Below are 22,515 nucleotides of genomic sequence, written 5' to 3' on the forward strand. Positions count from 1 at the left end.
CTTAGCTAATTAGAAACCGATGTACTTTCAACTCACTCCTCCATCTATCTCCAAAATTCGGGCAAAATTTATTATCGAGAAACTGAGGAACTTCCCTCAGAGTCTGGGTTCAATCAATATCTTTGCCACGGGAAGAACTCATAGCGGTAAAACTACTCTCGGAAACCGTTTACTAGGGATTGATTATTTTTTATCAACAGGTCGTCAAGATTGTACCAAAGAAATTAATCTGATTGAATTTCCCATTGGATTAAAATACTTCGATCTTCCTGGAGTCTGTAGTGATGATTTTCTGGAAAACTACAATCGAGTTGCTTTTGGGATGTCGCAAATTGAGGATTTCCCATGGGTTGATGAAGTTACTTTGGCAAAATTCAAGGAAAATCAAGCACCTTCCGAACAAAAATTAAGCATTAGTGACTATGATAATTTAGGATTTCAACCTGATCTGGTGTATTACTTAATTGCTCCAGACAAGCAGTTTGCGAGAGGAGATAAAAAATATCTCAAAGATTTATTGAGACGGAATCAAAATATTATCTACGTCTTCAATATGTTTGTCAATAAGCAAACAGGAGTGAGTTATTCAGCGACTGAAGCTAATATTACTGATGCAACAATTCAAATCCTCAAAGTTCATAATTCAATTTTAGGAGAAGAGCGCAAACCGGTAATAGTAGGTGTCAATTGTTGGACGGGTGAAGGGATATCGGAATTACTCCATCAATCTCAACTGATGCTATCTGGGGAAAAAGGGAGTGTTTTTGAAGATCTGATTCAGTATCAACGGGAAAAAACACCGGATGAATATGTGAAGCAGGTAAAGGAGGAACTCATTCGATTATATGCTCATACGGCCTGCCAAAGAGCCATAGGAACTGATACTTGCGATCAACCTTTACACGAAATCTGTTATACACTTTTTGATTTCCTCTGTAGCTTACCGATTCAAACTGAGCAAGTCGGTGACTCGATTTCTGAAAAAGTTAACACGATTGTCCAGCAGGTTTTTGCGAATCCGATTGAACAGATAGCTACCGAATCTTTAGGTGATAAAGTAAATTATGTGATTCAAGCAAGCAACTATATTCTCAATCAAAGTATTGAGTCTTTTAACGAGTTGATAAAAACTTACATTTCTGACATTCAGGAACAAGCTTATGAAATGAGCAATACAGAAATGGAACAATGGTCACGAGATAAAGAGAACTACAGTAATCAATTATCCCAGAAATGGGATGCAATTTTATCAGTAGATCAAGAAATCAGTCGATTGAAGGATGTTATTACTTCTCAAGAGAGCCAACTTGAATACCTTGCTAATGATTTTAGTTCTTATGTTGAAAAACATAAAAAACTCTCTTTTGAAATATCCTCCCGTCGTCAAAGACTAAATTCTAGAATTGAGAGATTTAACGAGCGAATGAATCGATATAATAATAATGTTGATAAAATCAATCGTAGTTCAGCTAGACTAACTTATGATGCTGAACAGTCAATAAAAGAAGAAGAAAAGAACTTGCGAAGAGAAAAAGAATCTATACTAAATGAAGATCGGTGTATAGATGAGTTAATTGTAAAGTACGAAAAGCACGGTAAAAAAGTTAATCAAAAGAAAGAAGAAGCTGAACATAAAATAGCAGAAAATAATTACTCTGTTGAAAATCATGATCGCAAGATTGAAGAACTGAGAAATAAACTCAAAGAGCGTAATAAATTCAAGAAAGAAGCTCAAGATGAGATCAACTTCTGGTTCGAGCTAATTAAGGCTTTCCAAGGTGAATTATCATCTTTTGATGATAAGGTTAACACTCGAATAGAAGAAATGAATCATCATCTTCGAGAAATTAGAATTCGCCTTTCAGAAAACTACCTGGAAAAATTTGAATCTGTGGAAGATGGGATTAATGAGCTACAAGAAGTTATCAACACCTGTATCGATGAGATGGGTATATTTGAAAACCAAATATTTGAATTTTCTCAAGAGATTAATAAAATAATTTTCAGGCTCAATATCAATAAAATGGTCACTCAAGTGCTGCAAAAAACAACAGAGCATTATTTTGATCAAGCTGGTGAATTTGAATATCGAGGCAGCCATTACCATTATTTCCGACAACATGGTATAGCCATCTCCCTTGCTCTGACAACGATGACTCTTGTTGGTTTAGAAGAAGACTACGAAGTGTTTTATAACACTTTATTACAAAAAGTTGAACGTTTAGGTTATTTTCCCGATGATCCGGTGGAAAGCAATATCTTGGCCTTACTGGAGTCAAATCTTGATTCGCTCTTTGACTCCAGTTGGGAACAAGCAATCCGAAAAGCAGTGTCCTGATAATCAGTTATGATAAATCCTTGGCAAGGGTAACGAATGTGAAGACAAAAACTAGACTAATGAAACCAAGAAATCATGATATCATCCAATTCTACCCTACCCCCTTTAAACGCTTTACCCGCTTCCCTACCCCTAGAGGGAGCCATCCGAATTGAGTTACAATCTGGAATTCCTATTTTTAGAGCGTCAGGAAATGTACAATCTCGGATCGAGAGTCTCTTAGATAAGCAAATGTTTGAAGGTTTAACTGAGTTAGAGGAACAGGAGTTAGATGCTTATGAAGAAGTTGATGATTATTTGAGCTTTGTGAATCGCACAATTCGCAATCTGGCGCTGTCTTCTAGTCCTCAATCTTAAAAGTTGATCATGTCTCGTCCTTGGATTTCTGAACAGACACAGGCGGAAGTTAGACAAACCAGTTTCTAATAACTTCGTTATAATAGCATCAACCCTTACCTTATCCTGAATATGACCTTCACCACAGACAACCCCGTAACTTGGCAATATCTGGAAATTGACGCTCAAAGTCGGGCAAAAATTGCTAATAGTCGCGTTTTCGTTTCCCAACTGATTCAAGAAAAACACGCCCACGGTTGGAGTCCTGAAGAACTGCATTTTCAACATCCTGAAATTTCCCTTGCTGCTATTTACTCTGCCCTCAGCTATTACTACACCTATCAATCCCAAATTGATGCCCAAATTGCTCAAGAACAGCAGACTATTCAAGCGTTGCAAGCTGAGTTAATTCAAAGGGGAGTCGGTCATTATAGCTCCAATTTTAAACAAAAGCTTCAGACAAAACGGGGACAGCAGGGATAAAAATGGCCATTCGTAGACTTTACTTTACCTTAAACAGACCTTTACCAAAAATCTGGGTCAAATGGGGTAGCTTGGAGTTGAAGGTAACGTTAGTTAGTTGAGATTCAACCCTTCTGAAGGTTCCCAGTTTTCCGAAATGAGGAATGGGTCTGTGGTTAGATCTCGATGCATCCATGTTCATCACTACGGCACTCTACCATGATGACCAAAAAAATCACTACATCTGCGATCGCCACCTTGGGCTGTTTCCTCCTCGGAGCCTGTTCTGCCCCTGACTCTGGCTCCTCTACACTCTATGAAGGATTTGAAGTCAAAGCTTGGGTGGGGAGTGCCCTCAAAGACTTCTGCAATCAAACCGCTACGCAGTTTAACCAACAACAGCCTAAACTCGACAGTGGAGAAGCCTTTTATCTCAGTTGCCACGCTAAAGGTAGCGGAGATATTGTCACCCTAGTTACATCCTTGTCTGAACAACTGAAAAACGGAAGTCTACAACCGGATGATGCTAACTTTCCTAGCTTGATTTCTGTCGATGGGGAAATTTATCAGGAGCAACTGCGCTACCAGATGACCCAGATTTTCCCTGGGCAAGATTATATTCCCCCCGTGACTGATGCACCCCTGTTGGCCTACAGTCCCATGGTGTTTATGGTTCCCTCGGAATTTGCGGAAACCCTGAGCAAACAACCCGATATTTATCAAACGTTAGCCACAGCGACAACCTATCAAGATATTGACCCCAGTAACTCTCCCACTCCCATTTATTACGCCCATACTGCCCCGACTCGCTCCAATTCTGGGTTACAAACTTTGGTGGCTCAATTTGCATCGGTTTCCGGTAAGCGACCGGAAGAATTGACGGTGGCTGAGGTGGAACAGTACCAAACGCAAATTCAACAAATTCAGAGTAAAGTCACCCGCTACGGCACATCAACCAGTTCTTTGGCTCGTGACATGGTGAAAAATGGGGTATTTTGGGCTTCGATCGCCTCGGTTTATGAATCTTCTGTGATCGCCGCTAATACGGAACAGAATAGCTCAACCCGCTACCAGGCCATTTATCCCTCGTCCACTTTCACCTCGAATATGCGGGCTATTTTACCCAATGCTCCTTGGGTGAGCGCCCAGGAAAAAGAAGCGGCTGAACAAGTCATTGAATATTGGCGATCGCCCCAAGCCCAAACCATCGCCACCAGTTTGGGGTTGCGTCCGGGAATTCCAGGGGTGGAGCTGGGGCCGAAATTCTCCCCAGCATTGGGAGTCGATGCCAATGCCAACTACGACTCCTTGCGATCGCCTCAACCGGAAGTCGTGGACGCAATGTTAACCTCCTGGCGAAACTTCGCCAAAAAACCCTCCCAGGTGGTCGTCGTCGTAGACTCTTCTGGCTCCATGGCTGTAGACAAATTATCCTCTGTCCAAAACACCTTAAATTACTACATCCAACAATTGGGGCCCAAGGAGACGATTACCTTAATTGATTTTGATACCATCATTAAGCCTCCCGTAACCGTCAATGGAACCGTAGAAGGTCGAAATCGAGGCATTGAATTTATTGGCAACTTAAAAGCCGACGGCAACACGAAGTTGTATGATGCCACCTTAGAAGCTCGTAACTGGCTGCGGGACAATCTGCGATCGGATGCCATTAACGCGGTGGTTGTTCTCACGGATGGAGAAGATTCTGGCTCCACAACTTCTTTAGAACAACTCAACCAAGAATTAGAGCAAACGGGGTTTAACTCTGATCAGCGCATCGCCGTTTTTACCATCGGCTACGGCAACCAAGGGGAATTTGATTCTGGAATTCTCAAACAAATTGCCGAACTCAATGGAGGATATTACCGGGAGGGAAATCCGGAGACTATATCTACCCTAATGTCCGATTTACAAGTTGAGTTTTAAGATGATCAAAATAGCCAATCCCCTCTATTACCCCACGGCCGTTTTCATCGGTGGTGCGTGTTTAGTCGTCGGCGTGCGCGTCCTGGGACTCTCTAACTTCATCATTGTACCTGGGGCGATCGCCGCCACCGTTGCCAGTGCCACAGCCCTAAAATTGCGGGAACCTGATGCAGAGCGACAGGAACAACAGCAGTTACAACAGGAGTTAGATAACCTGAAAGCCACAAGCCAGATGGTGGCCAGCAAAGCAGAAGAATTGCGTCAAGAAGCCCAGCGTCTGCTCACCCAGAGTTCCTTTGAAATCGATGTATTGGTGACAGTGCAGCAGGTCTGTGATGATGCGATCGAACTGCCGGCCACCATTGACAGCATCGCCCGCACCCTTCCCCAAGGTCAATCCCTTTTGTCTGTGGACGACCTAGAACGGCAATTGCTCGAAGTAAACCAGAAACTGCGATCGAGTTCGGAGATTTCCCGCCAACATCTCAAGGACTTAAAAGCCAGTTTAGAGCGCAATATTCAACTGGCAAAAACGGGTCAAGATACCCGCCAAGCGAAACTGATTAGCCTTCAGAAAATGATCCAAGATTCGGCGGGGGTGTTGCAACAACTGCAAAATAAATTGAGACGAGCCGACTTACAAAATTCGGCAGATCTTGAAGACCTGCAACGGTTGAGTGATGAACTCAAAGCCTATCAAGATAATGTGGAAATTTTGGCTCATTAGTAGCCTCAAGGGGAGAGTCTTGAATTATGAATGCCAAGTCGAGTCCGATGCAACAGCAAAATAAAGCGATCGCCTCAGCACTTTTAGCCGTGGCTGCTGTCGGTTTAGCCTATGCCCCCCTTCCGGGGTTAAATCAAACCGTGATTGTAGTCAGTGGGAGCGAACTGGCCGAACCCTTGCAAGAGCTAGAAGTTCAGTTTGAAAACAGTAATCCGAACATTAATATTGAACTGGAATTTCAAGGTTCCCAAGATATGGTTAACAACTATATCGATGAGAACAATGATTTTACGCCCACGGTTTTGATCCCCGCCAATGCAGAATTAATTGACGAACTGAGTCAACGTTGGCAAGCCCAAAATAATGGCCAACCCTTTCATCAAGACCCCCAAGCGATCGCCAAAACCTTCCTCGTCGGAGTCGCTTGGCCGCAACGGGGGCAAGTCCTGTTTCCCCAAGGTTCCTTTGACTGGAACCGCGTCGAACAAGCCATGGAAGCGGGCAGTTGGCAACAAATTGGCGGACAAGCGGACTGGGGCAGTTTTGACTTTGTGATCACCGATCCCATCCGTTCCAATAGCGGTCAGGTGACCTTAAGTTTGTGGACTCAAGCCCAATTGGGCAATGGCAGCAGTTTAAATAGCCCAGAAGCAGAAAATTTATTCGGCTTAATTCGGCGATCGGTGTATCAGCCCCCCCGGTCAACCGATACTTTACTCCAAGAATTTATCACTCGCGGCCCCAATGATGCCGATGTAGCCACCGTTTATGAAAGTATCGCCCTCTATCGCTGGCAACAGTCCGCCACCAGTCAGGGCAAACCCTATCAAATTTATTACCTTAATCCGACCATTGAAACCGTAGCGACGGCGGCGATCGTCCGCCGAGATGTGGGGTCTCAAACTGCCAAAGCTGCCAGGGAGTTTATCGATTTCCTTACCCAACCCGAACAGCAAGCGGTGTTTGTGCGCTACGGTTTTCGACCTGCCCAAAATTCAGTGGATTTAACCTCAGTTTCCGGCAGTCCCTGGACTCAAAACATCCCTGGGGCCGAAGTCGATCCAGCTCTGTCGGTACTTCCGGCTCCCCAACCGGCTGAAATTGGCGAAATTCAGCGCCTCTGGCAACGGGCCAACCCTTGAGTTGCTGTCAATTTTCCCTTATAAATCGGGACTTTTAAGAGAACCGATTACCGATTACTGATTACCGTGCGAAGCGCTGTATAAAATCCCAGGTGTGCATATAGCGCTTTCCGCTTCGCGGACATGAACGCGCTAGGGAATAGGGAATAGGGTTGTGGTACATGGCTTTGAGCCTTTAAGACTGTACACCATAACAGCGAAAACTACTGTAAAATTAATTCTTAAATAATTTGGGCTAATTAGGATTCTGCATCCTTCCATCTTTGATAATAGTGCGTTGACAATAATGGATTAATATTGAACTATGGCAATTTTAATCGGGGATGCAACCAATAATACCCTAACAGGAACAACTGAAAATGACCTGATTTTAGGATTAGCCGGTAATGACCAACTGTTGGGTTTAGACGGAAATGATACCTTGAGTGGCAATGAGGATAAAGATTCTCTCAATGGTAATCAGGGGAATGACTGGGTATTTGGCGGTCAGGGAGAAGATTGGGTTCGCGGAGGACAAGGGAATGATGTGGTATCGGGCGATCGCGGCAATGATATCCTGTATGGAGATTTGGGAAACAATACCCTCATCGGAGGTGCAGGGCGCGATATCTTAGTCATTCAATCGGCAAGTACGACAGCAGAACAGTTAATTACAGACTTTGTAGACGGTGAAGACTTGCTCGGTTTAGACGGACTGAACTTTACGGAAATTACCATCACCGCAGAGGGCAATAGTACCCTGATTCAACAGAGTGCAACTGGTCGCATTCTAGCCCGTTTACCGGGTATAAATGCCAGTCAAATTACTCAAGCCGATTTTACCACCGCCTTAACACCGTTGCCGTCCTCTCCAGAAACAACAACCTTAGTCAATGGGATTGCTAGTGGAGATACCACCCAAACCTCGACCATCTTATGGGCAGGGAGTACAGCAGTTGGCCCTGTGACGTTTGACTATAGCACTGATGAGAGTTTTAGCACCGTGTTGGGCACATTAAACGCCACGGTAATCGATCCCAGTGTACCCGTGAAAGCGGGATTAGCGGGACTGACACCGGGAACCCAATATTACTACAGAGTAACGGATGCTCAGGGCGACACGGCGATCGGTCAGTTTCGCACCCCTAACCCCCCAGGAACTCGCGAAGGATTACGCTTTGGGGTTTCCGGAGATTTGAAAGGAGAACTTGCGCCCTTTGTCTCCCTCGGCAATGCCGATGAGCGCAACCTCGACTTCTTTGTGCAAATGGGCGATATGATCGAAGCTGATAGCGAATCTCCCGCTCTTCCAGGGGTGACGCAAGCCAAAACCCTAGAGCAATTTCGCGCCAAACACAATGAAGTCTATTCCCCCCGGTGGGGCTTAAACACCTGGAAAGATTTACGGGCCACCACCTCCATTTATGCTACATGGGACGATCACGATGTTACCAATGACTTTGCCGGGGGTGCAACCCCAGCCGACTCCCCGCAAAAACAGGATCTCTTTGGCAATGCGACCACTGGATTTGTCAATCAAACTCCCGCCTTTCATCGGGCACAACAAGCCTTTCAAGACTATTTTCCCCTGCGAGAAGACCAATTTTATGGCAATACGGGAGATGCACGCACCACCAATCGCCGCAAACTCTATCGCCATAATACCTTTGGTTCCGATGCAGCGACTTTTGTCTTAGATGTGCGCTCTTTCCGGGATGCTCCTCTCCCCTTTGTCCCTGAAAATGCCCCCCAAGAGCGTCTCAATCAACAACTCACCGATGCCTTTGCTCCTAACCGCACCATGCTCGGTGCAGCACAGTTAGCCGAATTGAAAGCCGATTTATTAGCCGCCGAACAGTCCGGAATTACCTGGAAGTTTGTCCTGTCTACTGTTCCCATGCAACACTTCGGAGTTGCAGTTATGGGAGAGCGCTGGGAAGGGTATGCCGCAGAACGGGCGGATTTGCTCAATTTTATTGAGGAAAATCAGATTAAAAATGTGGTCTTTATCACCGGAGACTTCCATGGCTCTGTCGTCAATAATGTTACGAATCAACAAGCCCCCGGTGAATCGGTCACTCCCACAGGCGTATTTGATGTGATGATTGGCCCCGTGGGGATTGAGTTAACCGTTCCCTTTCTCCCTGAACCCTTTAACCAGACGTTTGCTGCTCCCTTTGGCCCGGCAACTGTGGGCTTTACTCCCGAAAGCCTCTTAGAGCAACAAGGGAAAACCCAAGCCGAATATCTAGCATTAGGGGATGACCGGGCCGCTAAAGACCAGTTTGTGCGCGAAGTCCTCGATTTCCGTACTGAGGGACTCCTGGGCTATGACCCCATGGGTTTAGAAGGCTCGCCTATTAATGCCCAATTGTTACAAGGAGAGTATTTAGCTACCCATACTTATGGCTGGAGCGAGTTTGACATTGCACCCAGTACGGGTCAATTAACCGTCACGACTTACGGAGTGCCACCCTATACTCAATCTGAAGTATTAGCCAATCCTAATCCTATTCTGGCGGCTCAACCAGAAATTGTCAGTCAATTTCAAGTTACTCCAATGTGATTGAGTCAAAGGGTGCGTTTACGATCTCGGTTGAAATTCAATCTGGTTTTGGCGAATAACCAGGTCATAATCGCCAAAGAAGTCGTGACCGAGTAAGCCGATTTCCAATTGAGAACCGGCGATGATGACGGGCAAATTCTGCACCACTACGCCTTTAACGGCGATCGATTCAACTAAACCGATGGGAACCGTGATTCCTTTGGCGCTGGCGGTATCCATTTTAGCCGATCCAATGAGGGGAAGATCGAGGGATTGGGCCATATTTTGGGTAATGACCACTCCTGTGGCTCCGGTATCGACGATCATTTCAAAAGTTCGGGTCTGATTAAATACCACATCGATGACTGGGGTTCCGGCTTCCCGGCGCTTAATGGGAACTTGGATGGCTCCGGGTTGGGCAGTAGAGGAGCGCCGTTGAACGGGTTGAAGGGGAGTGATGGGTTTGACCGCAATAATGGCGGGGGTAGGGGAAGGGGGTGGGGAGGCGGTTTGACTTTGGGTTTGGGCGTATGTCAGGTTTTTCTGATATTCATTAATTTTTTGTTGGGCGAGGGTGTGGTGGGGACTTGGGGGCGGAATTTGTTGGAGCAGGGCGATCGCCTGTTGCCATTGCCGAGCCACTAACTGCCAATCTCCTGGAGAGGCCGCAGACTGGGCGATACTGGCTGCACCATAGGCTTTATCAAATGCCCGTTGTAGGGTTTTTTGGTCGTCCTCCACCGGAGAAGGTTCAGGAGAGGGAGAGGGGGAAGGAGAGGGAGAAGCGATCGCCTGGGGAGTGGCTGGAGGAGGCGGATCGGCCACCTCAACCGGCGATCGCTCGCAGGCCACCATGGAGACAACTATCCCAAATACAATCAAGCGTTTCACCGGTTGCCACCCTTTCTGAGTATCCATTAGCAAAAACAATCTAAAAATACCATGGCTTCCTTTTTCCCTGTGCGATAATAACCAGCGTTCTTAATCCTGCTTGATGCCTATGCCACTCAACAAAGATGCTCAACCCGCCCTCCTCGTCCTTGCTGATGGCACAGCCTATCGCGGTTGGTCTTTCGGTGCGACGGGAACCACCCTCGGAGAAGTTGTGTTCAATACGGGAATGACAGGCTATCAAGAAGTCCTCACCGATCCCAGCTACTGTGGCCAAATTGTAACCTTTACTTATCCCGAATTGGGTAACACCGGAGTTAACCTAGACGACGAAGAATCCGATCGCCCCTACGTCAAAGGGGCGATCGCCCGCAATATTTGCCCCATTCCCAGTAATTGGCGCTCCACCGAATCCCTCTCGGACTATCTCAAACGACATAATATTATCGGGATTTACGGCATCGATACCCGTGCCCTAACCCGCAAAATCCGGGGCTTTGGAGCCATGAACGGGGGCATCTCCACCGAAATCCTCGATGAAAGCCAACTACTCGAACAAGTGCAACAAGCCCCCGACATGAACGGACTGAACCTGGTGAAAGAAGTGACCACCGCCTCGACCTACGAATGGTCAGAAGCCACCTCCGAAATCTGGGAATTCACCCCCAAAGACAGCAAAACCAATCCCCCAGCCTATACCGTGGTGGCGATCGATTTTGGAGTCAAACGGAATATTCTACGGCGGTTAGCCAGCTACGGTTGCCGGGTGATCGTCGTTCCCGCTAACACTCCAGCCGAAGAAATCCTCAGCCATAACCCCGATGGTATCTTCCTCTCCAATGGCCCTGGAGACCCTTCCGCCGTCACCGAAGGTGTGGCCACCGCCAAACAACTGATCCAAGCCGGAAAACCCATGTTTGGTATCTGTATGGGTCACCAAATTCTTGGACTCTCCCTCGGAGCGCAAACCTATAAACTCAAATTCGGTCACCGAGGGCTGAATCAACCGGCTGGACTCTCCCAAAAAGTCGAGATCACCAGTCAAAACCATGGCTTTGCCATCAGTGGAGACTCCCTCGATCCCCAAGTGGAAGTTACCCATCTCAACTTAAACGACAAAACCATTGCCGGACTGCGCCACAAAGAACTACCGATCTTCTCCGTTCAGTATCACCCAGAAGCCAGTCCTGGCCCCCATGATGCCGATTATCTGTTTGAAAACTTTATTAAAGCCATGGAAAGCGCCCGCGCCGCTTAACCCCTAGTAATGATGGACTCGGTTAGAGGTCTGGTACAACAGAGGGTAAAAATGTTAATCTAGATCTCCAACCATCCAATCCTGATGGTCTTTTTATGGGGTTTAACCCTGAAACGTTCAACGTTGATTTGATCTGAAATCAAAGGAGGGTAGAATTAAGCCTGAACCACTCACCCTGACCGTTAGTTTAAGAGGCACACGGGAGGTCAGGGATAATGCACAAATTTTTCGCCTCACGGGTTTACTAGATGCATTTTCTGAACCCACATTCCGTAAAACCATCGGTTCTTACATCGACCAAGGGCCGACACATATTGTTCTAGACCTATCGAAGATTGATTTTGTTGATAGTTCTGGGTTAGGAGCTTTAGTCCAACTGGTGAAAAAAGCCACTAAAGATACAGAAGGAAGTCTACAAGTGATTGCCAATGCCCGTGTATTGCAAACAGTGAAACTGGTTCGCCTAGAAAAGTTCCTCTCGGTGTGTGAGAACATCGACCAAGCCCTCGAAACGATTAAGAAGTCATGACCAGGATGGGTCTTAAACCGGCTATCCAGTCCTTTTACTGGATAGCTTCCTGTTGGAGTTGTTGCTGGGGGAGTCAGTGGTACTCGATCCGCGATCGCTAGTTCCCGATCCTATCGATCTGCAACGGTTATCGCCAGCGGCCTTAGCCTATGTGGGAGATGCGGTGTATGAGTTGTACATGCGAACCTATTACCTGATGCCTCCCAAGCGATCGCAACTCTATCATCAAGCGGTCGTCCAACAAGTCCGCGCCGAACAACAAGCTCAACATCTACAAACCCTAATCCCCCACTTAAATTCTCAAGAGCTAGAAATGGTTAGACGGGGACGCAACAGCGTCCATCGTCCCCCCCGACGCTTAGACCCCCAAATTTATCAACAAGCCACGAGCCTAGAAACCCTGATTGGCTATCTCTATTTAAGCGATCCCTCTCGATTACATCAGTTATTAGGATCACTTAACCTCGATCAACAGTGAGAACTGTGCCCTGTTCGACAGACAGGGCCAAAACCCATCCGGCAAACTACATCCTTAGATACGATTAATCCTATGGCAGCATCCCATAAACCCCGTCCTCAAAGAAACTCTGAGGGGAAACGCTTTTCGCGTCCCCAGATCAAAGGGAAATCTAAACCCATTCTCAAGTCTCGCCCCTCTCCGGCCAAGACCTCCCAGGAGTCCCTGCCAGAAGACTCCAAAGAGCGATCGCCAGAAGTAGAGGAAGACTCCAACCCCGACTTAATTTATGGACTCCATCCGGTGCTGGCCGTACTCAAAGGAGAACGGCATATTAATCGCGTCTGGATTACGGCCAAAATGAGGTATGATTCCCGCTTTCATACCCTCCTCAACCAGGCCAAAGCCAACGGAACCGTCATTGATGAGGTAGACTATCGACGACTCGACCAAATCACAGATCGGGGGAACCATCAAGGGGTGGCCATTCAGGTGGCTCCTTATCAATATATGGAGTTCTCAGATCTGGTTCAAAGGGCCAAAGAACAAACCCCCAATCCAGTCTTAGTTATTGCTGATGGAATTACCGATCCCCATAACCTAGGAGCAATGATTCGCACGGCTGAAGCGGTGGGATCGCAGGGACTCGTGATCCCCCAACGGCGAGCGGTGGGGATCACCTCTACCGTGGTCAAAGTAGCCGCCGGATCTTTAGAATCTTTTCCAGTTTCTAGGGTTGTCAATCTGGCGCGGGCCTTGGAAGAATTGAAAGCATCAGGCTTTTGGATTTATGGAACGGTCGCTGAATCGGGTGAAGCCCTCCATCAAGTCAACTTTTCGGGAGCGATCGCCCTCGTCATTGGTTCAGAAGGCAGTGGTTTAAACTTGCTGACCCAACGCCATTGTGATTTCCTCATTTCCATCCCCCTCCAAGGCAATACCCCCAGTCTCAATGCTTCTGTAGCCACTGGCATGAGCCTTTATGAGATTTACCGGCAACGGTGGAATGCTCCCTTGGAACTTTCAGAGCAATTGCCAAAATAAATTCCACAATGTATAACAAAATGTAAAGAAACTCAACCATCGATCAATTGCGTCCGCTCAACCTTATCGTCCATCGGCAGAGTCAATAGGCAGGCTAGTAATGAATAACCTCAAAGACTTGTTAGTAAACACTCAAAATTTCCTTGGTTTCGCCTACTGGATTGAAATCAAAACACAAATCCCCGCTTGTACCTACTACTTCGGCCCCTTCCAGAGCCAAGAAGAAGCCCAACAAGCTCAAGAAGGCTATGAAGATGATCTCAAAGCTGAAGCGGCCCAAGGCATCAGTAGCGTGATTAAACAATGTAAGCCAGAATCTCTGACTATCTCTGAAGACTTGGGGGAGATTAATGGGCAGCAGACTCCTGCCTATACGGGTTAAACTGAGGCAAAAAGAAAATAAGCCATTAGCTATTACCTGCCCAAAGTCCTAGAATTGCTGAGAGTCTAACCAATGGTCAATATCGGCTAAAACTAGGTTAGGGACTTCCCAAGGAAATAAATGGGCCGTTTCTGGATAGCAGTGCCATTGGCTCTGGGATAGAGCTTGGGCCGTTTCCCAACTAGAATCGGCAGTAATATGACAATCTTGGGCCCCGGCTAACACTAAAGCGGGGCATGGGATCTGATTGATAAGCTTTAGGCGATCGTAGCGCTCTCTCAGGGCCCGATTGAGGGCGCGGTTGGCCGCCCCAGAAGTGGAGAGATAGGCCCTTGTGCCTTCTTGGGCTAAATAGCGGTAAGCTTGGGGTGTATGTTGGCGGATTAAATAGCGAAAGAGCGATCGCCGCCCAAAGCAGTTAATATTCCACTCCCATCCCGGTTTGATGCCATTCAGCAGTGCCGCTATCCCTGTATACAGATAATCGAGCCAACTGACTGGGGGATGATTGCCACGGGGCCGAGCTGCTGTTGCCACCAGAATTAACCCCTTCACCCGTTGCGGATGCCTAAGAGCCAATTCCAGGGCTAGAATGCCTCCTAAAGACCATCCCAAGAGCAAAAACGGGCCAATCTGTAACCGCTCCAATAACATCTCTAGATCGGTTAAATGATCGACCAATTCAAACTCCCCTCCTGCCGGGGAACGGCCATACCCGCGCAAATCTGGGGCGATCGTCCAAAACTGCTGAGACAGGCGATCGGTAAACACGGACATCGAGCCACTTGTACCCGGATGGCCATGTAAACACAAAATTGGGAACCCTTTCCCCTTCGACTCCACAAACAACTCCTGGCTCATGGCACAATCTGAAACTCCCGCAATGCGGGGACAAAATTATGATTTTCGTGACTCGGACGACTGAGTTTAATTAAAGCAAAACGTTGCGCTGGAGTCAGCCTAGCCCATTGCTCCAGAGTCAAATCAACCCCCACACTCTCAGCCTTCTCCAGTACAGTTCTGGCGATCGCCGTTGCATCCATCCAAGGGGGATCTGGCTCAATATCGAGATCCTTGGGAAAGTTTCCTGTTTTGGCAAAAATCAACTCTCGCAACCCTTGCCGATAGGCCTGCTGCTCCTCCAGAGTCTCACAAGGTGCAGCCATCAGCCCCTCTCTTTCCTCTAGCGTCAATTGATACCAATGGGTTAACTTCAGCTTCACCCCACAACTATCGAGTTTCATCCGTACCTGCATGGGAATACAGCGCAGGTCTTGCACAAAATCGGTTTCAAACTTAAAAAACGATAGGTTGTTGCCCTGATTCTCACTCATGAAGGATCGGTTGTTAAGGGTTTCTATAAGAGTGTAGCAAACCTCTATAGCTAGTCTAAGTTGTGCAACAGACAATGCCCTCTCCCTAATCCCTCTCCCTAAATCCCTCTCCCTTGGGAGAGGGACTTCTGCTCCCCTTCTCCTGCGGGAGAAGGGGCTGGGGGATGAGGGGCAGCCATTACATAACTCATTTAGGTTTGCTATATAGTCATTTGAATTAGGAAACAGATATGATATAGGGGCGTTCACGTCGCAAAGCGATAGGGCTGGAAAGCCCCTACAAGTTTTGTAAAAATACCTTTGCGGCTCACAAGAGGACATTGAGCCATTCTATGACCAAAACTGCACTAATCACAGGAGTTACCGGACAAGATGGTTACTACTTGAGCCAATTATTATTAAAAAAAGGATATCATGTGGTGGGGTTAGTCCCTCCAGAGCGAACTCAGAATATCTCAAAATTGGGCGAGTTAGCCGAACAAATTGAAGTGTATCCGGTGAAGTTAACCGATAGTGATGCCCTGATTGAGATGGTTGCCCAAAAACAGCCGGATGAAATTTATAATTTAGCGGCTCCTAGTTTTGTTCCCGCTTCTTGGAGCGATCCGCTAGGGACATTGGACTTGGTGACGGGAACAGCTACGCGGCTATTAGATGCGGTACGCCAAGCCAATTTAAACACCCGATTTTATCAGGCCAGTAGTTCGGAAATGTTTGGCGATGTGCGCTGTTCTCCCCAGGATGAAGAAACGGCATTTCGACCGAAAAATCCCTATGCGGCGGCTAAACTTCATGCCCATTGGACAATGGTACATCATCGAGAACGGTATGGTTTATTTGCCTGTAGCGGAATTTTATATAATCATGAATCTCCCCGCCGACCGAGAAATTTTGTCACCCGTAAAGTGTCTTTAGCGGCTGCTTCGATTAAGTTGGGTTTGAGAGAAAATTTAGAGATGGGAAGTTTAGAAGCAAAACGAGATTGGGGCTATGCAGGCGATCATGTGGAAGCCATGTGGCGAATGTTGCAAGCAGACGAGCCGGAAGAGTATGTAATTGGGACGGGAAAGCTCCACAGCGTTCAGGATTTGGTGGCTGCGGCGTTTGCTTGTGTGGATTTGAATTGGGAGGATTATGTAACGATTAATCCGAAGTTTTTGCGCCAAGATGAGCATTTCCAATTGGTGGCTAATCCCACCAAGGCCAAGACAAAATTAGGATGGAATCCCCAGGTGAGTTTTGGGCAATTGATTGAGAAAATGGTACGACAGGATTTAGAGTTATTAAAAGAAGGGGAGATAGGGTGATAGGGATCTATATAGCTAGTCTAAATGAATCGTGCAACGGGAAATGCCCTCTCCCTAAATCCCTCTCCCACGGGAGAGGGACTTCTGCTCCCCTTCTCCCTTCGGCTTCGCTCAGGGCAGCGCCTGCGGGAGAAGGGGCTGGGGGATGAGGGGCAGCCATTACATAACTCATTTAGGTTTGCTATATACCTATTCCCTATTCCCTATTCCCTATTCCCTAATTGCCATGGATATATTTGTGTTTTTGGAAATTTTTAGCCTGGAAGGAGGTATCCAATCCTATGTGAAAGATATTCTCAGGGGTTATGTTGAATTGTCCGCTCAACATCCGGAAAAAAGGGCTGAAGTTTATCTTTTGCGAGATCCTGCGGGATGTGATAATCCCTTTGAGGGTAAACCGGGTCTGAAGTTTTATTATTTCAAAAAAGAACAAGCTTGGTTAGGTCGCACCCATTTAGCGAGTACGCTGTTTCTCCATTTGCTGCAAAAACGGCCCCATCGGGTGTTTTGTGGCCATGTGTATTTAGCGCCCTTGATCCAAATCTTATGTCAGCCTTTGGGGATTCCCTATACGGTTTTGACCTATGGTAAGGAAGCTTGGGAGCCTTTAGAAGCTAAGTATCGCAATGCACTGCAAAAAGCGGAATGGATTTGGACGATTAGCCGCTATAGTCGGGATCAGACGAGTGCGAATAATAACCTCGATCGCCAGAAATTTGAATTGCTTCCCTGTGCGATCGATGGAGATGGGTTTACCCCAGGGCCAAAAAATCAGGAGTTGATACAAGGTTACCAGTTGGAGAAAGCTAAGGTGCTGATGACGGTTGCTCGGTTGTGGAGTGGGGATATTTATAAGGGGGTGGATGTGACGATCCGAGCGCTGCCGAAAATTGCCCATGCGATCGCAGATGTGAAGTATTTGGTGATTGGACGGGGAGACGATCGCCCCCGGTTGGAGAAATTAGCAGAAGATCTAGGAGTGAGCGATCGCGTCGTATTTGCCGGGTTTGTCCCCGATGAGGCCTTGGTCGATCATTACCGTCTCGCAGACGCTTATATTATGCCCTCCCAAGAAGGATTTGGCATTGTATATCTTGAAGCGATGGCTTGTGGTGTTCCCGTGTTATCTGGGGATAATGATGGTTCCGCCGATCCCTTACAGGATGGTCGTTTGGGCTGGCAAGTGCCCTACCGAGACCCGGAAGCGGTAGCAAAAGCCTGTATCGAAATTCTGCAAGGAGGCGATCGCCGTTGTGACGGTTCTTGGTTACGGGAACAAGCTCTAGAAGGGTTTGGAAAACCGGCCTTTAGCCAACGGTTAGCTCAACTTCTCCATGACTGACAATTGGTCAACTGAGCCATTATCCTAGAAGAAGACAGACCCCAGAAGGAGGCGATCGTGAACTTAGACGACTGGAAGAAACTTCAGATTAACCTATCCGGTATTGGCTTTTGGTTAGCCATTTTTGGGGGAGTTTGGCTGTTAGGATCGGTAGGCTTGGGCTGGATCGTCCATTCGATTCTGATTCTGATTGTCTTATTGGCGATCGCCCCTGTTGTTCTCCTCATTGGTTTGCGTTGGTGGTTGCAACGAAACCTAATTGAGTCTTCCTGTCCCGTGTGCCAGACCTCATTTCCAGCCTTAAATAACACTCAGGTTCGCTGTCCCGGTTGCGGGGAACCCCTGCAAGTGTCCTCTGGCAAGTTTACCCGACTGACTCCCGATGGCACAATTGATGTCGAGGCGATCGATGTATCTGTACAGCAAATCGACGACCGAGCCAGTTAGGACTTAAATCTTGAATGGGTAAAGTTTTAATTATTAATTTTTCATTAATTATTCCTTCCCCCGATCGCCAGAGGTTGTCTCCTTGAGTTTCTCTCGTAATTGTACTTGTTCCACTAATTCCTGATTCAAGAAATAATTGAGGAACGTGCGGATGATGGCGATCGCCCCTAATTTTCCCAGACTTTCCCAACTCGGTGCAACCGTTGTGGCTAAAATATCCGCTCCTAGCTGAAACTCCAGCGCCAAAGCCAGCCAAGACCCCAATTTAATCCGCAGCAGCACAAACGGAGTTTCTGCATCTCCATAAGTCGTCAGCCTAATTTGATGCATTAGCTTCACGGCTAATCGAAGGGTTTGCACTAAACCAAGGAGAATACAAAAGACTGCCATCATCTCAAAGGCCAGTTGAAGAATTTGAATACAGCCACTAAAGGCTTCTTCAACATGATGTATCCATTCCATAGGTTTATTATTTTTGTTCTTGTTGGGCTAGTTTCTTCTGATAGAGATTCGAGTAAATCCCGCCAGCTAAGGAAGAGAATAATGCATAGGTGGCGATCGCCCCTAAGATCCCCGGATCGGTAAAGTTAGCTGTCGCAATAGCCAGGGCAAGTCCCGCATTACGAGTGCTATTCGCCACCGCAATGGTCAGACGACTTTCGGGTTCCGGCCCGCCCAAGAAATGACCAATCAGCAAACATGAAGCAGCAAACAACACCGCACCCAGAACCGGCAGAACCCCTGCGGTCAGCACTTTCGGCAAAGCAACTGCCAGAATGACAACTAACATCCCTAGGAGTAAAAAGCTACCGATTTTAAAAACGGGTTGCTCTAAATCCTCCGCTAGACCGGGCAGCCACTCGTGAAAGGCTAAACCCACGGCAATGGGCATAAATTGAGCTTCCGCCACCTGCTTAAACACCGTTGCCACATCAACCGTTGCATTAGCTGGGTAAAGAGCTGAAATCACACTCATCCAGAGGGGAACCACTAAAACAGCTAATAGAGCTGTAGTGACCTGAAAGCTACCCGCCAGATCCGGCAGAGCGCGACCCTTGAGCAACTTGCGGTAAATCATTGGTGCGCCAGGACAAATGGCCATGGTGGCTAAACCCACTCGCACGGAAAAACTCATGGGAATAATTAGCTCAATGACCATCGCGGCTAAGGGAACGAAAAGAAACGAGGCTAACAAACACCGGATCAGTAAATTGGGTTTTCGCCAGAGTAGGGAGAGGTTCTTATGGCCTTGGGAAAGCCCAATCGATAACATCAGAATAAATAGGGTGAGACGAGCATAACTGCTCAAAATGGCTTGGATATCGAGGTCAATAGACATGGCTGAGTTGAGTAAATAGAAAGACTATACACCAAAGAATTGACCATCTCTGAGTCCGTTAATGAAAAAATTCTTCCCTATTGCCTAGAGCGCAGCGTTATACCTTCTGGAAAACATAGGGCCCTAAAATAGCACCCCAGAGAGATTGACCCGTTTCTCGATCTACTCCGCGATCGTAGCTTTTAAATTCCTCTGAAGTCACTTCAAAGCCGAGTACCACTTGTCGCGTTTTGCCCTGATATTCAAATGTACAGATTGCATCCGTGGGAGGTTGGGCCATAAAGGTTTGTTTTTGTTGCTTGACAATCAGTAGACAACCGGGTAAAGGAATTAAATCTGATGGGGATAAGGACTCAAGCTGGGTGGGATGACTTCCTGCTCCCCGAAACCGTCCCGGATCTTTTAACTGTCGATATTCCACTTGCCATTCTTGAGGCAATGGTGTAGACCGTAAAATCATCACCCGTTGACGATAGGGTTGATTTAGGTTAACTTTGGGTGCTTGTTCGGCAAATAGGGCAAAACACCCGTCAATTAAAAAGGGTAACGGTTGATGCCAGAGGCGTAAATGGACATACCATGCCGGTTGATCTAATGCTTGTTTCCGATTTTCCCATGTCCCAGATAAGTAATCTGCCAGTTGACTTAAAGACATTTTGCCTGTTGAGTGACTTCACCTCTAGCCATTTTAGCCTTAACTCATCTACTGGAGCGATCGCTGCGATCGCCGGTTGGATCGATGTCCAAGACGAGCTTCAATCTTCGCCCAAAACTTAAAGAGTATTTCTGATGCCTAAACTCGATCAAATCGTTGTCATTGATATTGAAGCCACCTGCTGGCGAAAACGATCGCCACCGGGTCAACACCATGAGATTATTGAAGTGGGGATTGCTACGGTGGATTTCCAGCTATGCCAACCCTTAGAGAAGGAGAGTATTTTGGTGAAGCCGATGCTCTCAACAGTGAGTGAGTTTTGTACTCAACTGACCACGTTAACTCAAGAGCAAGTGGATACGGGAGTGAGCTTTCGGGAAGCGTGCGATCGCCTGAAAAGTGAGTATCATACCCATAACCGAATTTGGGCCAGTTATGGCAACTATGACCGGACTCAGTTTGAGAAGCAATGTCAAATGCTGCAAGTGCCCTATCCCTTTAGCACTCGGCATATTAATATTAAAACGCTGCTGGCAGTTCTCTATGGTTTACCGAAGGAAGTGGGAATGGCACAAGCTTTAGAACTGCTCAATCTTCCCCTGATGGGAACCCACCATCGAGGGGTTGATGATGCGTGGAATATTGCCCATATTCTGGCCCATTTGATGAAAGCGTATAGACAAGAATGACGATCGCCAATTTAGTCCAATCCTTTGATCTCATCTGTCCCCAAGGCGATCGCCTTTATCCCCTATTCTGGGAAAAATATCAGCATCTGCGCGAATATACCACACCCCCCAGACTCCTGCTCAATGAATCTGAACCCGTCCCCTTCCTAGCGGGGTTTTTCGCCGCTCTTGCCACCCAAACCCCAGTTTTTTTGGGTAACCCCCAGTGGAAAGCTTCAGAATGGCAACAAGTTTGGCAACAGGTACAACCCCAACTCATTTGGGGAACGGTTCCCTGTTCTCCGGTAAAATCATCGCCCCCGCCTCCTTTTCCTGGTAGGGTGATGATTGCGACTGGGGGATCGTCGGGTAAGATTCGCTTTACCATGCATACTTGGGAAACTCTGGGCGCTTCAGTTGCAGGGTTTACCCACTATTTTAACGGTGCAGAAAATCATCCCATCCACTGTTGTTGCACCCTTCCTCTCTATCATGTCAGTGGACTAATGCAAGTGATGCGCTCCTTGCTCACGGGGGGCACTTTAGCCCTTTTACCTTATCGCTCTCTTAGCGGTTCCCTGCCGTTTGATCCCCAAAATTACTTTATTTCTCTGGTTCCCACCCAACTCAAGCGCTTGTTATCCCAGTCTTGCTCTCATTTATCTCAATTTCGGGCGGTGCTGTTGGGAGGAGCGCCTGCTTGGCCGGAGTTGCTGGAACAGGCAAAAACAGCTAAAATACCCGTTGCCCTGACTTATGGGATGACGGAAACTGCGTCGCAAGTGGCAACCTTGAAACCCGATCGCTTTTGGGCTGGGAATAGGACTGAAAATATCAGTTGCGGTCAACCCCTACCCCATGCTCAGATCGTTATCCAAGATGATCGGGGGAACCCCTTACCGGCACTGCAAACGGGACGAGTGGCGATCGCCTCTTCATCCCTAGCTCTAGGCTATTTTCCCCATCCATTTTTCGGCGATCGTCCTTTCTTAACGGATGATATTGGTTACTTTGACAACCAAAACTATCTGTATATTCTGGGTCGCCACAGTCAGACCCTTATCACCGGAGGCGAAAAAGTTTTTCCCCAGGAAGTGGAAGCTGCAATCTTAGCAACACAATGGGTGCAGGATGTAGCCGTCATGGGGATTCCTGATGCAGACTGGGGAGAACAAGTCACGGCGGTGTATGTGCCCAAGGATAATAGAGTAACTTTAGAGACTTTGGAAGCGGCCCTAAAAGAGGCGATCGCCCCCCATCTCAGCCCCTATAAGCAGCCAAAAACTTGGATAGCAGTCCAGCAGCTTCCCAGATCTGCCCAAGGTAAACTCAATCAAGCCGCCTTGCAAGACCTTATCGCCCCAAGCCCTGGTAATGGGTAATCTCCACGTCTGGAGCCTCCCCAGT

Annotated in this window: 23 protein-coding genes; 17 read left to right on the plus strand and 6 right to left on the minus strand. The window is 47.3% G+C overall.

Translation table 11 applies throughout. The features are described from left to right. Window positions 1-19 precede the first annotated feature (19 nt). From PMG25_RS03925 to PMG25_RS03955, 7 genes are all read left to right on the plus strand, one after another. A complete protein-coding gene (locus PMG25_RS03925) occupies window positions 20-2,338 on the plus strand; it encodes a GTPase family protein (RefSeq protein ID WP_283765604.1) in 2,319 nt (772 codons plus the stop codon). Between the two features lie 75 nt (window positions 2,339-2,413). Further along, a complete protein-coding gene (locus PMG25_RS03930; RefSeq protein WP_283765605.1) occupies window positions 2,414-2,695 on the plus strand; it encodes a hypothetical protein in 282 nt (93 codons plus the stop codon). A gap of 111 nt (window positions 2,696-2,806) precedes the next feature. Further along, window positions 2,807-3,157: a DUF433 domain-containing protein gene (locus tag PMG25_RS03935; protein WP_283765606.1), complete on the plus strand. Its 351-nt coding sequence runs from the start codon at window positions 2,807-2,809 to the stop codon at window positions 3,155-3,157. Between the two features lie 201 nt (window positions 3,158-3,358). Then, window positions 3,359-5,062 (plus strand): extracellular solute-binding protein, encoded by a 1,704-nt coding sequence (locus tag PMG25_RS03940; RefSeq protein WP_283765607.1) that lies wholly within the window; start codon window positions 3,359-3,361, stop codon window positions 5,060-5,062. A gap of 1 nt (window position 5,063) precedes the next feature. After that, window positions 5,064-5,789, plus strand: a complete 726-nt coding sequence (locus PMG25_RS03945; RefSeq protein WP_283765608.1) for a hypothetical protein — start codon at window positions 5,064-5,066, stop codon at window positions 5,787-5,789. Window positions 5,790-5,815: 26 nt separating this feature from the next. Beyond that, complete coding sequence (locus tag PMG25_RS03950) at window positions 5,816-6,931, plus strand: substrate-binding domain-containing protein (RefSeq protein ID WP_283765609.1); 1,116 nt, start codon at window positions 5,816-5,818, stop codon at window positions 6,929-6,931. Between the two features lie 304 nt (window positions 6,932-7,235). After that, window positions 7,236-9,476, plus strand: coding sequence for an alkaline phosphatase D family protein (locus PMG25_RS03955; protein WP_283765610.1), 2,241 nt, complete (start codon window positions 7,236-7,238; stop codon window positions 9,474-9,476). Window positions 9,477-9,494: 18 nt separating this feature from the next. Here PMG25_RS03955 and PMG25_RS03960 read toward each other — a convergent pair whose 3' ends face one another. Next, on the minus strand, window positions 9,495-10,373 hold the full coding sequence (locus PMG25_RS03960; protein ID WP_283765611.1) for a retropepsin-like aspartic protease family protein: 879 nt from the start codon (window positions 10,371-10,373) through the stop codon (window positions 9,495-9,497). Window positions 10,374-10,455: 82 nt separating this feature from the next. On the opposite strand from PMG25_RS03960, the gene carA reads away from it, so the two are divergent. The 5 genes from carA to PMG25_RS03985 all read left to right on the plus strand — a co-directional run bounded on the left by carA (window position 10,456) and on the right by PMG25_RS03985 (window position 14,016). After that, the gene (carA, locus tag PMG25_RS03965; RefSeq protein WP_283765612.1) at window positions 10,456-11,604 is read left to right on the plus strand and encodes a glutamine-hydrolyzing carbamoyl-phosphate synthase small subunit; all 1,149 of its coding nucleotides are present in this window, start codon (window positions 10,456-10,458) and stop codon (window positions 11,602-11,604) included. Between the two features lie 133 nt (window positions 11,605-11,737). Then, window positions 11,738-12,133: an STAS domain-containing protein gene (locus PMG25_RS03970; protein ID WP_347178738.1), complete on the plus strand. Its 396-nt coding sequence runs from the start codon at window positions 11,738-11,740 to the stop codon at window positions 12,131-12,133. Between the two features lie 61 nt (window positions 12,134-12,194). Beyond that, window positions 12,195-12,611 (plus strand): Mini-ribonuclease 3, encoded by a 417-nt coding sequence (locus PMG25_RS03975; RefSeq protein ID WP_347178739.1) that lies wholly within the window; start codon window positions 12,195-12,197, stop codon window positions 12,609-12,611. 72 nt (window positions 12,612-12,683) lie between these two features. Beyond that, entirely contained in the window at window positions 12,684-13,634 is a 951-nt protein-coding gene (gene rlmB, locus PMG25_RS03980) for a 23S rRNA (guanosine(2251)-2'-O)-methyltransferase RlmB (RefSeq protein ID WP_283765614.1), read from the plus strand. 100 nt (window positions 13,635-13,734) lie between these two features. After that, complete coding sequence (locus PMG25_RS03985; RefSeq protein WP_283765615.1) at window positions 13,735-14,016, plus strand: DUF1816 domain-containing protein; 282 nt, start codon at window positions 13,735-13,737, stop codon at window positions 14,014-14,016. A gap of 48 nt (window positions 14,017-14,064) precedes the next feature. Here PMG25_RS03985 and PMG25_RS03990 read toward each other — a convergent pair whose 3' ends face one another. Then, a complete protein-coding gene (locus PMG25_RS03990; protein ID WP_283765616.1) occupies window positions 14,065-14,877 on the minus strand; it encodes an alpha/beta fold hydrolase in 813 nt (270 codons plus the stop codon). Continuing rightward, window positions 14,874-15,350, minus strand: coding sequence for a nitrate reductase associated protein (locus PMG25_RS03995; RefSeq protein WP_283765617.1), 477 nt, complete (start codon window positions 15,348-15,350; stop codon window positions 14,874-14,876). Before PMG25_RS03995 ends, PMG25_RS03990 begins: the two co-directional genes overlap by 4 nt. Before the next feature lie 332 nt (window positions 15,351-15,682). On the opposite strand from PMG25_RS03995, the gene PMG25_RS04000 reads away from it, so the two are divergent. The 3 genes from PMG25_RS04000 to PMG25_RS04010 all read left to right on the plus strand — a co-directional run bounded on the left by PMG25_RS04000 (window position 15,683) and on the right by PMG25_RS04010 (window position 18,446). Next, entirely contained in the window at window positions 15,683-16,657 is a 975-nt protein-coding gene (locus tag PMG25_RS04000; RefSeq protein WP_283765618.1) for a GDP-mannose 4,6-dehydratase, read from the plus strand. 226 nt (window positions 16,658-16,883) lie between these two features. Then, the gene (locus PMG25_RS04005) at window positions 16,884-17,999 is read left to right on the plus strand and encodes a glycosyltransferase (protein WP_347178740.1); all 1,116 of its coding nucleotides are present in this window, start codon (window positions 16,884-16,886) and stop codon (window positions 17,997-17,999) included. 57 nt (window positions 18,000-18,056) lie between these two features. Then, window positions 18,057-18,446: a PDDEXK family nuclease gene (locus PMG25_RS04010; protein ID WP_283765620.1), complete on the plus strand. Its 390-nt coding sequence runs from the start codon at window positions 18,057-18,059 to the stop codon at window positions 18,444-18,446. Window positions 18,447-18,494: 48 nt separating this feature from the next. Here the strand turns inward: PMG25_RS04010 and PMG25_RS04015 are convergent, their stop codons facing one another. The 3 genes from PMG25_RS04015 to PMG25_RS04025 form a co-directional block, all read right to left on the minus strand. Beyond that, the gene (locus PMG25_RS04015; protein WP_283765621.1) at window positions 18,495-18,908 is read right to left on the minus strand and encodes a DUF1622 domain-containing protein; all 414 of its coding nucleotides are present in this window, start codon (window positions 18,906-18,908) and stop codon (window positions 18,495-18,497) included. A gap of 7 nt (window positions 18,909-18,915) precedes the next feature. Next, the gene (locus PMG25_RS04020; RefSeq protein ID WP_283765622.1) at window positions 18,916-19,785 is read right to left on the minus strand and encodes a bile acid:sodium symporter family protein; all 870 of its coding nucleotides are present in this window, start codon (window positions 19,783-19,785) and stop codon (window positions 18,916-18,918) included. A gap of 97 nt (window positions 19,786-19,882) precedes the next feature. Next, window positions 19,883-20,440: a chromophore lyase CpcT/CpeT gene (locus tag PMG25_RS04025; protein WP_283765623.1), complete on the minus strand. Its 558-nt coding sequence runs from the start codon at window positions 20,438-20,440 to the stop codon at window positions 19,883-19,885. A gap of 134 nt (window positions 20,441-20,574) precedes the next feature. On the opposite strand from PMG25_RS04025, the gene PMG25_RS04030 reads away from it, so the two are divergent. Together PMG25_RS04030 and PMG25_RS04035 are read left to right on the plus strand one after the other, a co-directional pair. Continuing rightward, on the plus strand, window positions 20,575-21,129 hold the full coding sequence (locus PMG25_RS04030; RefSeq protein WP_283765624.1) for a 3'-5' exonuclease: 555 nt from the start codon (window positions 20,575-20,577) through the stop codon (window positions 21,127-21,129). Next, window positions 21,126-22,490: an AMP-binding protein gene (locus PMG25_RS04035; protein WP_283765625.1), complete on the plus strand. Its 1,365-nt coding sequence runs from the start codon at window positions 21,126-21,128 to the stop codon at window positions 22,488-22,490. Before PMG25_RS04030 ends, PMG25_RS04035 begins: the two co-directional genes overlap by 4 nt. Window positions 22,491-22,515: the final 25 nt, after the last annotated feature.

This window comes from Roseofilum capinflatum BLCC-M114 (assembly GCF_030068505.1).
GTDB lineage: Bacteria > Cyanobacteriota > Cyanobacteriia > Cyanobacteriales > Desertifilaceae > Roseofilum > Roseofilum capinflatum.